The organism is Kitasatospora sp. CB01950, assembly GCF_001905465.1.
GTDB lineage: Bacteria > Actinomycetota > Actinomycetes > Streptomycetales > Streptomycetaceae > Kitasatospora.
Genome location: NZ_LISX01000007.1, coordinates 389,613 through 405,316 on the forward strand (window position 1 = coordinate 389,613; position 15,704 = coordinate 405,316).

General features: G+C 71.3%; 12 protein-coding genes and 1 pseudogene. 6 read left to right on the plus strand and 7 right to left on the minus strand.

Translation table 11 applies throughout. The features are described 5' to 3' along the window. Nucleotides 1–27: 27 nt before the first annotated feature. On the minus strand, nucleotides 28–1,056 hold the full coding sequence (locus AMK19_RS20370; protein WP_073813710.1) for an aspartate-semialdehyde dehydrogenase: 1,029 nt from the start codon (nucleotides 1,054–1,056) through the stop codon (nucleotides 28–30). Nucleotides 1,057–1,202: 146 nt separating this feature from the next. Continuing rightward, entirely contained in the window at nucleotides 1,203–2,030 is an 828-nt protein-coding gene (locus AMK19_RS20375; RefSeq protein ID WP_073813714.1) for a dihydrodipicolinate synthase family protein, read from the minus strand. Between the two features lie 72 nt (nucleotides 2,031–2,102). Between AMK19_RS20375 and AMK19_RS20380 the strand changes: the two genes are divergently transcribed. Continuing rightward, complete coding sequence (locus tag AMK19_RS20380) at nucleotides 2,103–2,987, plus strand: LysR substrate-binding domain-containing protein (protein WP_073813718.1); 885 nt, start codon at nucleotides 2,103–2,105, stop codon at nucleotides 2,985–2,987. A gap of 7 nt (nucleotides 2,988–2,994) precedes the next feature. Here AMK19_RS20380 and AMK19_RS20385 read toward each other — a convergent pair whose 3' ends face one another. Beyond that, entirely contained in the window at nucleotides 2,995–3,846 is an 852-nt protein-coding gene (locus tag AMK19_RS20385; protein ID WP_073813722.1) for an alpha/beta fold hydrolase, read from the minus strand. Between the two features lie 60 nt (nucleotides 3,847–3,906). Here AMK19_RS20385 and AMK19_RS20390 point away from each other — a divergent pair, with 60 nt between their 5' ends. The 3 genes from AMK19_RS20390 to AMK19_RS20400 all read left to right on the plus strand — a co-directional run bounded on the left by AMK19_RS20390 (nucleotide 3,907) and on the right by AMK19_RS20400 (nucleotide 5,593). Then, on the plus strand, nucleotides 3,907–4,362 hold the full coding sequence (locus tag AMK19_RS20390; RefSeq protein WP_073813725.1) for a MarR family winged helix-turn-helix transcriptional regulator: 456 nt from the start codon (nucleotides 3,907–3,909) through the stop codon (nucleotides 4,360–4,362). Nucleotides 4,363–4,383: 21 nt separating this feature from the next. Beyond that, nucleotides 4,384–4,833, plus strand: coding sequence for a type II toxin-antitoxin system PemK/MazF family toxin (locus AMK19_RS20395; RefSeq protein WP_073813729.1), 450 nt, complete (start codon nucleotides 4,384–4,386; stop codon nucleotides 4,831–4,833). A 91-nt stretch (nucleotides 4,834–4,924) separates the two neighbouring features. Next, nucleotides 4,925–5,593, plus strand: a complete 669-nt coding sequence (locus AMK19_RS20400; RefSeq protein WP_073813732.1) for an RDD family protein — start codon at nucleotides 4,925–4,927, stop codon at nucleotides 5,591–5,593. A gap of 66 nt (nucleotides 5,594–5,659) precedes the next feature. Here the strand turns inward: AMK19_RS20400 and dnaE are convergent, their stop codons facing one another. After that, nucleotides 5,660–9,193 carry a DNA polymerase III subunit alpha gene (dnaE, locus tag AMK19_RS20405; RefSeq protein WP_073813736.1) on the minus strand — a complete coding sequence of 1,178 codons (3,534 nt, stop codon included), beginning with the start codon at nucleotides 9,191–9,193 and terminating at the stop codon, nucleotides 5,660–5,662. Between the two features lie 153 nt (nucleotides 9,194–9,346). Between dnaE and AMK19_RS20410 the strand changes: the two genes are divergently transcribed. Together AMK19_RS20410 and AMK19_RS20415 are read left to right on the plus strand one after the other, a co-directional pair. Beyond that, a complete protein-coding gene (locus AMK19_RS20410; protein WP_143200308.1) occupies nucleotides 9,347–10,141 on the plus strand; it encodes a hypothetical protein in 795 nt (264 codons plus the stop codon). Between the two features lie 39 nt (nucleotides 10,142–10,180). Further along, nucleotides 10,181–11,275, plus strand: coding sequence for a winged helix DNA-binding domain-containing protein (locus AMK19_RS20415; RefSeq protein ID WP_073813743.1), 1,095 nt, complete (start codon nucleotides 10,181–10,183; stop codon nucleotides 11,273–11,275). A 7-nt stretch (nucleotides 11,276–11,282) separates the two neighbouring features. Here AMK19_RS20415 and AMK19_RS20420 read toward each other — a convergent pair. The 3 genes and pseudogenes from AMK19_RS20420 to AMK19_RS20430 all read right to left on the minus strand — a co-directional run. Further along, nucleotides 11,283–11,912: pseudogene (locus AMK19_RS20420) on the minus strand (dienelactone hydrolase family protein); the annotation flags it as partial. Nucleotides 11,913–12,013: 101 nt separating this feature from the next. Then, nucleotides 12,014–14,221, minus strand: a complete 2,208-nt coding sequence (locus tag AMK19_RS20425; protein ID WP_241844493.1) for a M9 family metallopeptidase — start codon at nucleotides 14,219–14,221, stop codon at nucleotides 12,014–12,016. Between the two features lie 192 nt (nucleotides 14,222–14,413). Further along, nucleotides 14,414–15,628 (minus strand): MFS transporter, encoded by a 1,215-nt coding sequence (locus tag AMK19_RS20430; RefSeq protein ID WP_073813747.1) that lies wholly within the window; start codon nucleotides 15,626–15,628, stop codon nucleotides 14,414–14,416. Between the last annotated feature and the right edge of the window lie 76 nt (nucleotides 15,629–15,704).

Consider the following 15,704-nt stretch of genomic DNA (forward strand, 5'->3'; position numbering starts at 1 on the left):
TCCCCGACGCCCCTGACCCGGAACGGATCAGCCGCGCAGTTCGGCGGCGACCAGTTCGGCGATCTGCACCGCGTTGAGGGCGGCGCCCTTGCGCAGGTTGTCGTTGGACAGGAACAGCGACAGGCCGTGCTCGACGGTCTCGTCCGCCCGGATCCGGCCGACGTAGCTCGGGTCCTGGCCGGCGGCCTGGAGCGGGGTCGGGATGTCGGTGAGGACGACGCCGGGGGCGTCCGCCAGCAGCTCGGTGGCGCGCTCGGGGCTGAGCGGGCGGGCGAAGCGGGCGTTGACCTGGAGCGAGTGGCCGGTGAAGACCGGGACGCGCACGCAGGTGCCGGAGACCTTCAGCCCGGGGATGCCGAGGATCTTGCGGCTCTCGTGGCGGAGCTTCTGCTCCTCGTCGGTCTCGTTGCTGCCGTCGTCGACCAGCGCGCCCGCGAACGGCAGCACGTTGAACGCGATGGGCCGCTTGTAGACGCCCGGCGCGGGGTACTCGACGGCCGCGCCGTCGTGCACCAGCGCGGTGGCGCCGTCGACGACCTTGCGGGCCTGCTCGTGCAGCTCGGAGACGCCGGCCAGGCCGGAGCCGGAGACCGCCTGGTAGGTGGAGACCACCAGCGAGACCAGCTCGGACTCGTCGTGCAGCGGCCGCAGCACCGGCATCGCGGCCATGGTGGTGCAGTTCGGGTTGGCGATGATGCCCTTGGGGCGCTCGGCGATCGCGGCGGGGTTGACCTCGGCGACGACCAGCGGGACCTCGGGGTCGCGGCGCCAGGCGGAGGAGTTGTCGATGACGACGGCTCCGGCCTCGGCGGCCTTCGGGGCGAGGGCCTTGGAGGTGGACCCGCCGGCGGAGAAGATCACGATGTCGAGGCCGCGGTAGTCGGCCGTGGCGGCGTCCTCGACGGTGACTTCGGTGTCCTTCCAGGGCAGGGTGCGTCCCGCCGAGCGCGCCGAGGCGAACAGCCGCAGCTCCTCGACCTGGACGTCGCGCTCCGCCAGGATCTCGCGGACCACGCCGCCGACCTGGCCGGTGGCCCCTACGATGCCGATCCTCATCCGTCTCCTCCTCCTACGTGTTCCAGCCATCATGCCTTGTCAGAGGGGGTTTTCGCGGAGGCGTCCCAAGGCGTGAACGCCTGCCGTCCAGCTCGGCAATCCCTCCGGTCCGGCCCGGTCCGGGCCGGAAATTCTTCGCGGAACGGTCAGCCGTGCGCGAGCAGCGGCAGCCGCACCGCCGGGGTCGGGATGCGGCCGGCGCGGTGCAGCAAGGCCTTGAGCGCGGTCGGGTTCGGCCCGGCGAACGCGGCCCGGGACACCTCGACGAGCTCCGCGCCGAGCGCGCGGGCCCGCGGCACGTCGCCGTCCGCCCAGGCCCGGTGCAGGGCGACGAAGCGGGCGGTCTCCAGGTGCGCGGAGGCCAGGATGCCGCCGTCGGCGCCGAGCGCGAGCAGCGGGGACAGGAACAGGTCGTCGCCGGCCAGCACGCCGCGCGGGCCGGCGGCCAGCAGCGCGACGGCCTGCTCGTCGATCCCGCCGGGCGCGTACTTGATGCCCGCGACCTGCGGCAGCGCCAGCAGTTCCAGCAGGGCGGCGGCGCCCAGCGGCTGCCCGGTGCGGTACGGGATGTGGTAGATCACCAGCGGCACCGGGCTGGTGGCGGCCAGCGCCCGGAAGTGCGCGAGCACCCCGTCCTCGCCGGGCCGGACGAACGCCGGGACGGCGACCAGCGCGGCGTCGGTCCGTCCGGCCAGCCTGCCCAGCGCCTCGGCGGTCCGCGCGGTGCCGCCGTGTCCGGCGCCGACCGTCAGCACCGCGCCGTAGTCGGCGGTGACGCGGCGGCAGAGCTCGACCACCGCGGCCTGTTCGGCGTCCGTGAGGGAACCGGGTTCGCCGGTGGTGCCGAGGGCGACCAGTCCGGCGGCGCCGGCGTCCAGGCTGTCGCGGGCCAGCTGCTCCAGGGCGTCGAGGGCGAGGTCGCCGTCGGCGGTGAAGGGAGTGACCAGCGGGACGTGAATGCCGTGGAGTTCCATGAAGGGAAGCCTGCCGGGCGGCGACCGTGCGGGTCCAGTTCACATTTCCGATGCTTCTCGTAAGCTGGGCCGATGCTCGATGTGCGACGACTGCGGCTGCTGCGCGAACTGGCCCACCTGGGGACGATCGCGGCGGTGGCGGACGCCCTGGCGTTCAGTCCTTCGGCGGTGTCCCAGCAGCTGTCGGTGCTGGAGCGGGAGGCGGGCGTGCCGCTGCTGGAGCGGACCGGTCGGCGGGTGGCGCTGACCCCGGCCGGGCGGAACCTGGTCCGGCACACCGAGGCGGTGCTGGAGCTGCTGGAACGGGCGGACGCCGAACTGGCGCACGCCCGCAGCGGCCTGGCCGGCCCGCTGCGGATCGGCGCCTACCCGTCCGCGGTGCGCGCCCTCGTCCCCGCCGCACTGGCCGAACTGGCCTCCCGCCACCCCGAGTTGGAGGCCATGGTGAGCGAGGTGGACCCGGCCGCGGTGGCCGCGGCGCTGCGCGCGGGCGAACTCGACCTCGCCCTGGTGCACGAGTACGACCTGGTCCCGGGCGAGCCGGAGGAGGGCATCGCGCTGACCGGCCCGGTCTTCGCCGAGCCGCTGTACCTGGCGGCCCGCGCCCCCGGCACGCTCGCCGACCACCGGGGCAGCCCGTGGATCACCGCCCCCGTCGGCACGCTCTGCCACGAGCTGACCCGACGCGCCTGCCAGGCCGCCGGTTTCACCCCCCGGGTGCGGCACCGGGTGGACGACTTCGGCTCCCAGTTGGCCCTGGTGGCGGCCGGCCAGGGCGTCGCGCTGGTCCCGCACCTGGGCACCGGCCACTGCCCGCCGAACGTCGCCCTCACCCGCCTGCCGATCTACCGCCGCACCCGCACCGCCTTCCGCGCCGGCGCCGCCGCCCACCCGGCGGTGGCCGCCTTCGCGGCGGCCCTGCACGCGGCCGTCCCGCCCGAGCTGCGCGCCGCCTGACGTCCGGTCAGTCCGCGAACTCCCGGATCAGCCGCCAGACTTCGGCGGGCCGCTCCTCCTGCATGAAGTGCCCGCCGCCGTCCACCAGCCCGGCGTCGAGTGCCCGCACCCCGGCCGCCCGCAGTCCGGCGGCGTAGGCGTCCAGGTCGACGGGCTCACGGGTGCCGCGCAGGTAGAGCAGCGGGGTGTCGACGGGCCCGGCGGCGGCGGATTCGGCGTTGTCGCGGGCGTCCTGCCCGAAGGCCCGGTAGAGGTCGAACCCGGCGGTGAGTTGGGCGGGTTCGCGGTAGGCGGCGGCCTGTTCGGCGCGCGATTCGGCGGCGATCCGGTCGGGGTCGGCGGACAGCGCCCGGTAGAAGTGCCCGAAGTAGGCCTCCTGCCGGCCGTCGACCAGCGTCTCGGGCAGGTCGGGGACGGCGTGCAGGCCGAAGTGCCAGATGTACGGGTTGCGCAGCACCTGCTCCCAGGGCGCGACGCCCGGCAGCACGGTGTTCATCACCACCACCCGGTCGACGGCGTCGAAGGTCCGCAGGTAGGCGTAGGCGGCCATGCCGCCGGCGTCGTGGCCGACCAGCGTGGTGCCGGTGAGGCCGAGTCGGCCGATCAGGGCGTGCACGGCGGCGGCGATCCGCCGCTTGGAGCCGCCGACGCCGCCGGTGGAGCGGCCGATGCCGGGCAGGTCGACGGCCAGCAGGCGGGCGTCGTCGCCGGCCGCGGCCATCACGCCCCGCCAGGTGCGGGAGGACTCGGGCCAGCCGTGCAGCAGCAGGAAGGGCCGCCCTTCGGGGTCGCCGGATTCCACGACGTGCAGGGAGAGTTCACCAATCGGCACCTGGCGGTACCTCAGCTCGATCGACATGCGACATGTCTACCAAAAGACATGGATCATGTCGATTGCCGGTCGTCTAGGCTGGGCCGCATGAACGACGACCGCCCGGGCTTCGAGCGCGGCACCGGCTTCCTGCTGGCCCGGCTCGGCTCGCTCACCGCCCGCTCCTGGACGGCCTTCCTCGGCGAACACCGGCTGACCCAGGCCCAGTACGGCGTCCTGGTCGCGCTCGGGCAGCACGGCCCGGTCGGCCAGGGCCGACTGGCCGAGCTGGTGGCGGTGGACGCCCGCAACCTGGTGGCGGTGCTGGACGGCCTGACCGACCGCCGCCTCCTGGAACGCCGTCCGCACGACACCGACGGCCGCCGCCGGGTGGTCGCCCTGACCGCCGGGGGGCGGACGCTGGTCGACGGCCTGGCCGCCGCGGCCGCCGCCGAGCAGGACCGCTTCCTGGCCGCCCTGCCCGCCGCCGACCGGGCCCGGCTGAACCGGCTGCTGCAACGCCTCTACCGGGCCCACCTGCCGGAACCGGGCACCGGGGCTTGAACCCCTCGATAGCCTTTCGCCATGCATGAGGTGAACGAGCAGGTGGAGCAGCCCGGGCAGTTCGGCGGCGGGGCGACGGTGGAGGTGGCCGCCGAGCGGATCGGGTCGGTGCGCACCGCGTACGCGCCGGACCACGACGGCGACCCGGACCCGGGCGAGATCGTCTGGACGTGGGTGCCGTTCGAGGAGAACGACGGCCGCGGCAAGGACCGCCCGGTGCTGGTGGTGGCCCGGGAGCGGGCGGGGACGCTGCTGACGGTGATGCTGTCCAGCAAGGGCCACGACCACGACCCGGACTGGGTGCCGCTCGGCGCCGGCCCGTGGGACCGCAGCGGCCGGGACTCCTGGGTGGCCCTGGACCGGGTGTTCCGGGTGCACGACGGCGGGATGCGGCGCGAGGCCTGCGCGCTGGACCTGGCCCGTTTCCAGCTGGTGGTCGACTCGTTGAGGCATCGTTACGGCTGGCACTGAGTAACGATTGTCGGATCGTCATACACAGCTTGCCCTCAAGCGGGTAAAACGGGCTTCAGCACCTCCCAACAGTTGACCTGGAGTCGGACGCATGAGCAGCAATACTCCTCCTGGCTACGGGCCGCAGGACCCGTACGGCCAGAACCCGTACGGTCAGCAGCAGCCGCCGGCCGGCGGCTACGGCGCCCCGCCGCCGCCCCCGCCGCCGCCGGGCTACGGCGAGCAGCCCGGGTACGGCGGCCAGCCGGGCTACGGCCAGCAGGCGAACTACGGCGCCCCGCAGGGCCAGTGGCCGCTCTGGCTGGCCCCGACCCCCGCCCCCGGTACCCCGCTGCCCCCGGGCACCCGCACCCTGGCCACGCCGGTGGACCGCTTCGTGGCGCGCTTCATCGACGGTCTGATCGTCGGTGTCGTCGTCGGAGTCGTGTCCTCCGTGACCTTCGGCATCCTCAGCTTCGGGTACTTCGCGCTGCTGGCCGCCGCGTACGTCGTCTACGACGGCGTCATGATGACCACCCAGCACTGCCAGACCCTCGGCAAGAAGGTCATGAAGATCCGGGTGGTCAGCGTCGCCACCGGCGCCCGGCCCACCGACAACGAGCTGTGGACCCGGGCCGGGGTCCTGGGCGGCCCGCTCATCATCCCGTTCCTCGGCAACCTGCTGTTCCTGGTCAACGGCCTCTCGCAGCTGTGGGACAAGCCGCTGCAGCAGACCTTCCACGACAAGGCCGGCAAGACCGTGGTGGTCAAGGAGAGCTGATCCGGCGTCAACGGCGAAGAGCCCCCGTGGAGTTCCGACTCCGCGGGGGCTCTTCGCATGCCCGTGTCAGCCGGCCAGGCAGCTGGGCCCGAGCAGCTGCTTCAGGTCGCCGAACAGCGCCGGGTCGGACTTCACCCGGTGCCGGTCGAGGCGCAGCACCACGGTCCTGGTCCGCCCGCGCAGGTGGACGTGGACCTCGGTGGAACCCTTGTGGTGGGTGAGCACCTCGCCGAGCCGGCCGACGATCGGCGGGGTGAGCTTGTTCTCCGGCACGGTGATCACGATCGGCAGCTGGGCGCCGACGTTGGACAGGTCGGGCACCGTGAGCTCCATGCCCATCAGCCGCGGCACGTCCTCCCGCTTGTCGAGCTTGCCGCGGACGAACACCACGGCGTCCTCGACGAGTTGCGAGGAGACCAGCTGGTAGCTGGCGGGGAAGAACATGCAGTCGATGGAGCCGGCCAGGTCCTCGACGGTGGCGATCGCCCAGGCGTTGCCCTGCTTGGTCATCTTCCGCTGGAGGCCGGAGATGATGCCGCCGATGGTGACGATGGTGCCGTCGGGGCGTTCGGCGAGGTCGGCGACCGCGCAGTCGGCCTTGTCGGCGAGGACGTGCTCGATGCCGTGCAGCGGGTGCGAGGAGACGTACAGGCCGAGCATCTCGCGCTCCTGGGTGAGCAGGAACGACTTCTCCCACTCGTCCTCGGAGAACACCACGTCCAGGCCGAAGCTCGGCTCGTCCGAGACGCTGTCGCCGCCGAACAGGTCGAACTGGCCCTCGGCCTCCTTGCGCTTGATCGAGACCACGTTGTCGATCATCGGCTCGAACTGGGCGGTCAGGCCCTTGCGGGTGTGCCCGAGCGAGTCGAAGGAGCCGGCCTTGATCAGCGATTCGACGGTGCGCTTGTTGCAGACCACCGCCTCGACCTTGTCCAGGAAGTCCGGGAAGGAGGCGTACTTCCCCTTGGCCTTCCGGGTGCGGATCATCGACTCCACCACCGGCCCGCCGACGTTGCGGATCGCGGTCAGGCCGAACCGGACGGTGTCGCTGCCGTGCGGGGTGAAGTCGGCGTCGGACTCGTTGACGTCCGGCGGGAGCACCTGGATGCCCATCTTGCGGCACTCGTTGAGGTAGACCGCAGACTTGTCCTTGTCGTCCTTGACCGAGGTGAGCAGGCCGGACATGTACTCGGCCGGGTAGTTGGCCTTGAGGTAGGCCGTCCAGTAGGAGACCAGTCCGTAGCCGGCGGTGTGCGCTTTGTTGAAGGCGTAGCCGGAGAACGGGACGAGGACGTCCCACACCGCCTGGATCGCGGCGTCCGAGTAGCCGTGTTCGCGGCAGCCCCGCTGGAAGGGCACGAACTCGGCCTCCAGGATCTCCTTCTTCTTCTTGCCCATCGCGCGGCGCAGCAGGTCGGCCTGGCCGAGCGAGTAGCCGGCCAGGATCTGCGCGGCCTTCTGCACCTGCTCCTGGTAGACGATCAGGCCGTAGGTCGGCTTGAGGATCTCCTCCAGGGGCTTCTCCAGCTCCGGGTGGATCGGGGTGATGTCCTGCTGGCCGTTCTTGCGCAGCGCGTAGTTGGTGTGCGAGTTGACGCCCATCGGGCCCGGCCGGTACAGCGCCAGAACAGCCGAAATGTCTTCGAAGTTGTCGGGCTTCATCAGCCGCAGCAGCGAACGCATCGGGCCGCCGTCGAGCTGGAACACGCCCAGCGTGTCACCACGGGCCAGCAGCTCGTAGGTGGGCTTGTCGTCGAGCGGCAGCTCGAGCAGCTCGATCTTGATGCCCTTGTTCTTCTCGATCGCCTTGACGGCGTCGTCCATGATCGTCAGGTTGCGCAGGCCGAGGAAGTCCATCTTGAGAAGGCCGAGGCCCTCACAGGTCGGATAGTCGAACTGCGTGATCGTGACCCCGTCGGTGTGCCGGGTCCAGACCGGGATGTGGTCGGTCAGCGGCTCCGCGGACATGATGACGCCGGCCGCGTGGACGCCGGGCTGGCGGATCAGGCCCTCGATGCCGCGCGCGGTGTCGATGACCTTCCGGACGTCCGGGTCGCTCTCGTACAGGCCGCGGATCTCGCCGGCCTCGCCGTAGCGGGGGTGCGAGTTGTCGGTGATGCCGGAGAGCGGGATGCCCTTGCCCATGACGTCCGGCGGCATCGCCTTGGTGATCCGGTCGCCCATCGCGTACGGGTAGCCGAGGACGCGCGAGGAGTCCTTGATGGCGGCCTTGGCCTTGATGGTGCCGTACGTGACGATCATGGCGACCTTGTCGGAGCCCCACTTCTCCGTCACGTAGCGGATCACGTCGCCGCGCCGGCGCTCGTCGAAGTCGATGTCGACGTCGGGCATCGAGATGCGCTCGGGGTTGAGGAAGCGCTCGAAGATCAGGCCGTGCGGGATGGGGTCGAGGTCGGTGATGCCCATGGCGTAGGCGACCAGCGAGCCGGCCGCGGAGCCTCGGCCGGGGCCGACCGCGATGCCCTGGCTCTTGGCCCACATGATGAAGTCGGCGACCACGAGGAAGTACGCCGGGAACCCCATCTGGATGATGGTGTCCATCTCGTACTCGGCGAGCTTCTTGTGCTCCTCGTCGTAGCCCTCCGGGAAGCGCCAGTCCATGCCCTCCCAGACCTTGGACTTGAAGAAGTCCGCCTCGGTCTCGAAGCCCTCCGGGATCGGGAACCGGGGCATCAGGTTCTTGAAGGTGAACATGCCCTCGGTGTCGACCCGGGAGGCGACCAGCAGCTGGCTGTTGCGGCAGCCCTCCTGCCAGATGTCGGAGCTGTCCAGGCCGTACATCTCGGCGGCCGACTTGATGTAGTAGCCGGTGCCGTCGAACCGGAAGCGGTCCGGGTCGGAGAGGTTCTTGCCGGTCTGGACGCAGAGCAGCAGGTCGTGCGCGCCGGCGTCGGACTCGGTGGTGTAGTGCGAGTCGTTGGTGACGACCGGCGGGATGTTCAGCTTCTTGCTGATCTCGATCAGGCCGTCGCGGACCCGCTTCTCGATGTCGAGGCCGTGGTCCATCAGCTCCAGGAAGTAGTTCTCCTTGCCGAAGATGTCCTGGTAGTCGGCGGCGGACCTGACCGCCTCGTCGAACTGGCCGAGCCGCAGCCGGGTCTGCACCTCGCCGGACGGGCAGCCGGTGGTGGCCATCAGACCGGCCGCGTGCTCGGCGATGATCTCCTTGTCCATCCGGGGCCACTTCACCAGCCAGCCCTCCGCGTACGAGCGGGAGGTCAGCTTGAAGAGGTTGTGCAGGCCCTCCCTGTTGCGGGCCCAGATGGTCTTGTGGGTGTACGCGCCGGACGCCGAGACGTCGTCCTTCTTCTGGTGCGGCTGGCCCCACAGGATGCGCTTGGTGTTGGAGCGGGCCTCCGGCGCGACGTACGCCTCGATGCCGATCACGGGCGTGATGCCGGCGGCGGTGGCCTGCTTGTGGAACTCGGCCGCGCCGTACATGTTGCCGTGGTCGGTCATCGCGACGTGGGTCTGGCCCAGCCGCTCGACTTCCTTGAACAGTTGCTTCAGCCGGGCGGCGCCGTCCAGCATCGAGTACTCGGTGTGGACGTGCAGGTGCGCGTACGGCTGGTCGCTCAAGGCGGGGCCTCCGGGACTGAAGGGGGGGCTGAAACACGTGAGGCCCGAGCCACCACCAGGGCTCGGACCACGGCTTCCGGGTTCGCGCCCCCGAGTCTAATCCCCTCCAGTACCCTCCGAGCGAACCCACGCGGATCGGGAGGGAACCCTGCCATGGCCTTCGCACCATCGCCTCTGCCCACTGCCCGGCCGACCGTCCGCGGCCTGCCCGGAATCGGCGTGCTCATGTTGTTGCAGCTCATCGCCCTGCTCGGCGTCCTCGGCTACGACTTGGTGCAGGGCGACGGCCTGTCGTACCTGCCGACGGCGCTCGGCTTCTCGTACGAGCACGTCGTGCCGGCCCCGGTCGGTTTCTTCGGCTGGAGCACCGCGTACCTGCTGGCGACGGTCGCCGTCGTGTTCGGCGCGTTCGCGGGCGGCCGCTGGGTGCGCGGCGCGGCGATTCCGCTGACCGCCGTCAACGCGTACCTCTCGCTGAATCAGCTGGTCCTCCTGTTCACCGGGGGCAACGCCGGCAACGACTACGTGTACAAGCCGTTCGGTCACCTGCTGCTGACCCTGACGCTGCCGCTTGACGTGTTGATCGCCCTGGCCGTCGCCGTGGTGGTGGCCGCCACCCGCACCCCGGACGCCGCGCCGCTGCACCCGCAGCCGGGCTTCGGGCAGCCGGGCGCCGCGCCCGGCCCGTGGGGCGGCGCGGCCGCGGGGCCGGTACCGCAGCCGCCCTTCCCCTTCCCCCACCCGCACGCGCCGCAGCCCGGACTGCCGCAGCCGCCCGCCGGCGGCCCCGGCGCCGCGTACGCCTGTCCCCCGGCCCCGCCCGCCGGTGCGCCCGGCTACCCCCTGGCTCCGCCCGCGCCGCCCGCCGGTGCGCCCGGCTATCCCCCCGCCCCGCCCGCGCCGCCTCACTCCCACCACCAACCGCCGACCACCCCGCCGATGTCCTGACCGGCTGTTGGTTCGGTCGTCGCCGAGAGGAGCCCGACGATGCCCCCCGCCGTCCGAACGCTGACCGCCCGCGAGTTGACGGTCGGCTACTTCGAGCGCCAACTGCTGGACCGCGACCGGCCGTTGCCCGCCGCCGAGGCGGTGCGGCGGCTGGCGGCGCTGCAGGCGCAGTACTCGCCGTCGCCGCACCTGGCGCTGTGGGCCCGGCTGCCGGGCTTCGGGTACCGGGAGTTGGAGGCGGCGCTGGTGGACGGCAGCGTGGTGAAGTCGACGCTGATGCGCGGCACCCTGCACCTGGTGCCGGGCGAGGACTACGGTCACCTGGCGGCCGCCTGGCGCCGCCAGTGGCTCACCGACCTGCGCGGCCGGCACCGGGACGCGGGCCTGGACGAGGACGGACTCACCGCCTCGCTACGGGAGTTCGCCGCCGTGCCGCGCTCCGCCGAGGAGCTGCGCGCCCAGCTGGCCGAGGCGTCGAAGGGGCGGATCCGACCCGCGGACCTGCTGCACTTCGCCCGCGCCCTGGTCCCGCTGGTGCACGTCGCCCCGTCCGGGCACTGGCGGGCCCACGGCAAGCCCCGATTCGTGCTGTGGCAGGGCGAGTTGCCGCCCGAACCGGAGGCCACGGCCCGGCTGGTGCGCCGCTACCTGGCCGGGTACGGACCGGCCTCGCGCGCCGACATCGCGCACTTCGGCGGGCTGAAGCTGCGGCAGGTCGACCCGGCGCTGGCCGAACTCGGCGAGCTGGTCCGCTACCGGGACGAGGCCGGCCGGGAGCTGCTCGACCTCCCGGACGCGCCGCCGGTCCCCGACCCGGGCCGCGAACTGCCGGTCCGTTTCCTGCCGAAGTGGGACGCGGCGCTGCTCTCGCACGCCGACCGGACCAGGATGCTGCCCGCCGACATCCACCGGCAGGTGTACCGGGCGGTGAACGGCACCCTGCTGGCCTCCTACCTGGTGGACGGCCGGGTGGCGGGCACCTGGGCGCACGAGGCGAAGCGCGGCGCGGCCGTGCTGACGCTCACTCCGCTCGTCCCGCACGGGCAGCGGGCCGAGCTGGCGGCCGAGGGCGAGCGCCTGGTGGAGTTCCTGGAGCCCGACGCGGCCACCCGCACGGTCCGGTTCGCCGACTGACGGCCGGTCAGTCCTGCGCGTCGGCCTCCGCGGTGTCCTCCGCCTCGGCCTCCGCGTCGAGCTCGGCGAGGAACGCCAGCGCGGCCACCCAGGTCCGTCGGTCGGCCTCGGCGTCCCAGTCCGGCAGTTCGGGGTCGGTGTACAGGTGCCCGGCGCCCCGGTAGCGGTGCACCTCGACGTCGCCGCCGGCCCGGACCATCTGCAGGTACCAGGTGTTCAGCCAGTCGTCGGACTCGTACGCGTCCGGCTGGGCGACGTGCAGTTGCACGGCGATCTCGGTGGCGGCGTCCTCCCGCAGGTCGGAGGTGCCGTGCAGGAGCACCAGCCCGCGGGCCTGCTCGTCGGCCAGCGCCAGGTTCTGGGCGAGCGACCCGCCGAGCGAGAAGCCGGCGTACACCAGCCCGTGCTTGGCGGGCAGCAGCGGGGCGACGGCGGTGACGGCCCGGCGCAGCAGCTCGTCGTTGCCGACCTCGTCGCGGTACGCCGTGCCCTCCTCCGGCTCGTCGAAGGTGCGGCCCTCGTACAGGTCGGGGGTGTGTACGGTGTGCCCGGCCTCGCGCAGCTTGTCGGCGGCCCGGTGCACGGCCGGGCGCAGGCCGTACGCGGAGTGGAACAGGACGATCTCGGCCACGGGTGGACTCCTCGGTGCGGGGTGGTCGACCCTCCATGATCTCCCATCCCGGAACGCGCCGGAGCCCGGCCCACCGGTGGGTGGGCCGGGCCGTTCGGGCGTGCGGGTCAGTAGGTGGTGCTGACGGCCGCGCCGCTGAAGCCCTGCTGGGCGTACAGGCTGATGTAGTTGTAGCCGGCGGGCGGGTTGGTGATGGTCAGCGTCTCGGTGTTGCCGCTGCCGGTGGACTTGGCGGTGTACGAGCCGGTGGTGGCCCAGTTGCTGCCGTTGTAGTACAGGTCGGCGTTGCCGGTGCCGCCGGAGACGGTGACGGTGAGGCTGGGGGTGCCGGCCGGCACGTACAGGTAGAAGTACGCGTAGTTCTGGACGGTGGCGGCGACGTTCGATCGGCGGCAGTCCCGGTCGAGCTGCCGGGTGTCGGAGCCGCTGCACTCGGGGGTGCTCGGCACGGTCGGGCCGCAGTTGCCGGTGTTGCAGGCGGTCAGCCAGGCGTTGAAGTCGGCGTCGTAGCGGCTGCCGATGGTGGTCTTCAGGATCGTCCGGGCGCCGTCCCAGTCACCGACGCGGTACTTGGCGAGCACGGCGTCCATGTCCGAGCGGTGCGATTCGAGCATGTAGCGGACCGCCAGGTAGCCCCAGTTGTAGACCCGGGTCTGGTCGGCGTTGTCGTACGTGGTGTCGAACAGGGTGGACAGCGCGTAGGTGTGCTGCCCGGCCTGCTCGATCGCGTCGGTGTACTCGACGCCCCGGTACCCGTAGGAGATGTACTCGGCGAAGCCCTCGACCCACCAGACGGTCGGGGTGGTCATGCCGGCGTCGAAGTCGCCGTACATGTCGAACCGGCCGTCGAGGTAGTGGGTGTACTCGTGGTTGAGGTTCCAGATCTCGAAGGCCGGGCGGACCCAGTCGGCCTCGTAGGCGATGAACCGCGGCTGGTTGCCGACCGTGGCCGGCTTGCCCTCCAGGTACATGCCGCCGTTGTCGGTGGACATGTCGAAGATGACGCCGGCGTAGGTCTGGTAGTCGTTGCGCGAGTGGAACACCACCACCTCGATGGTGGAGTTGTTGTCGTCCGCGACCGCGCCCTTGTCCCGGACCACGCCGTGGAAGTACGCGTCCTGGCCCTTCAGGCTGGTGCACGCGGTGGCCAGCTGGTCCGCCGTCAGCGCCTGGGCGATGATCTTGATGCTGGGGCTGCAGGTGTAGTTGACCGTCAGCACGGCCGCCTTCAGCCGGTTCGCCAGGTCACAGGTGCCGTAGTAGGCGCAGTTGTCCTTGTCGTAGGAGTCCGTCATCTCGGCCAGGACCGCCCACATCGTCGCGGTCCGCCCGGTGATCGAGGTCTGGTCCAGCAGGCTCTTCACCAGCGGCCGGACCTTGGTCTGCATCTCCGGGTCCTTCAGGAACCGGCCCAGTTCGCGTCCCGAGTTGGTGACCAGGAAGTCGTTGGTCCCGCCGAGCAGGGCGTTGTTGCGGGTGGCGAACGCCTGCAGGGTGTCGAGCACGCTCGGGTCGGCCTGCACGGCCGGCAGGAAGTCGCTGTTCTGGTGGCCGCGCCAGAGCACCGTGTACACGTTGTTGACGGCGTTGACCATGTACCAGGAGCTGTCGTAGCTGCTGTTGTAGCCGTTCAGCAGCCGCTTGACGACCGACAGGTAGCGGGCGTTCTCGGCCGCGCTGTCGATCAGCGTGACCGCCTCGCCCAGCGTGGCGCCGTTGGCGTCGGTCACGTCCTGGGAGTGCGAGGAGGCGAAGAACGCGTCCAGCGCGCCTTCGATCGCGTACTTGAGGTTGGTGCCGTACGGGCCGACCACGTCCGGGTTGTACCACTGCACGTAGTACCCGGCGCGCAGGTACAGCACCAGCTGGGTGGCCGAGGTCGAGTCGTCACCCGGGTAGTTGGCGGAGACGTCGCGCATCGCGTTGGCGACGCTCACCATCTGCGCCTCGTTGAACGCCAGCTTCGCGTCGTTGCCCTTGAGCAGGAACAGCGAGTTGACGCAGTCCACCGTGACGGACTTGATCTGGGCGACCAGCGCGCCGCCGGTCTTCCCGGTGAAGTCGGACACGTTGCACGCGGCCGCTGCCGCAAGGGACTTCGCCTGCTTCGGCTCGCCCTTCACGCTCAGCGGCGGCCGCTTGCTGGCGTCCGCCCGCACATCGTGGTCGGCGTCCTTGAGACGCTCGGCCGCCTCGGTGCTGCGCGGCGCCGACTTCGACGAATTCGACGCCTTCTCGGGCTTGGCGTCGGTGACAGCCTGGGCGTCCCGGCCGAACGAGGCCAGGAATCCGAGTGCCAGGCAGAGGGAGAGCAACAGGCTCCACGTTCGCGTGAGGGACGCGAACGGTATCCGGAAGGTTCGCACGTGGGGGCCTCCGGGCCGATATGACGCCGCGTCTTGGGGGGACACGGCGGAGGGTGGGGGAGGCTGCCGAGCGCCTGCTCAGCGGCCTATGACATGTACAATTGCACATGTCACCTCACGCCGGAACCCCTCACGGCCGGATCAACTGGCCTGCATAACCCCGGAGTTCACTTCGGCGTCGACACCCCGACGGTCCGCCGTCACGTCGACGCGCCTGTCCAGGGCCAGCCGCAGCACCACGACCGCCAGCGCGACCAGGGCGAACCCGGCGCCGACCCAGGGAAGCGACCGGGCGCCCCGGGCGGCGAGCGCCCAACCCCCCACGGCCGTACCGACGGTGATGCCCAGGTTCGAGAACGAGACGAACAGGCTGTTGCCGAACTCGGGCGCGTCCTGTGTGTCACGGCCCAGCCAGTGCTGGCACACGATGAGCCCGCCGGAGTGCACGGCCGCCCACACCGGAACGAGAGCGATCATGGGCGCCACGCGCCCGCCGAAGGCGAAGACCAGGACGTAGACGACTGCGCACAGGACCGGGAAGAGCAGCACGGTGCGGACGGCGCCGGCCCGCAGCAGGGCCGCGAAGGCGAAGTTGCCGACGATCATGACGATGCCGAACACTATGAGCAGCGCACTGATCCGGGAGCCGCCCACCCCGGTGACGGCCCCGAGGTACTCGGCGAAGTAGCCGTACACCGAGAAGAGCGCCGCGAACACGAGGACGACCGAGGCGATGGTCAGCCAGCTCCGCCCGCTGCGCAGCACCCCCAACTGGCTGCCGTAGGACAGCCGTTCACCGGACGGCAGCGCGGGCAGGAAGCGCAGGACGCCGATCAGGCCGAGCAGGTTGACGGCCGCGCCGAACCAGAACGCCGCCTGCAGCGAGAAGTGGTCCGCCAGGTAGGACGTGAACGGCACGCCGAAGGCGAAGCCCGCCGTGATGCCCGCGAACACCCGGGCGGTGGCGCGGGTCGCATCCTCCGGCCGACCGAGGCGCACCGCCGTGGCGAGCGCGACCGAGAAGAACACCGGATGGACCAGCGCGGGCACCACCCGGAACGCGAGCATCACCGCGAAGTGCGTGGTGAGCGCATAGACGGCGTTCGAGACGGCGAAGACGCCCATGGCGGCCGCCAGGACGGCCCGACGGTCGAGGCGGGAGGCCGCGAGGGTCATGAACGGCCCGGACACGGCCACGACCAGGGCGAAGGATCCGACGAGCAGCCCCGCGGTGGAGGCGCTGACGTGCAGCCGGGCGGCGAGCTGCGGCAGCACTCCGACGATGCCCATCTCGGTGGTGATGATGCCGAAGACTCCGACGGCGAGCGCCAGGACGGCCGGGGTACTTCTTCTCATGATCGTCTTCCTGTGGGAGAGCGGGGCGGGATCATATTCATGTATCGCGGTTTCTAGATATGAAAGCCCGCAGTGA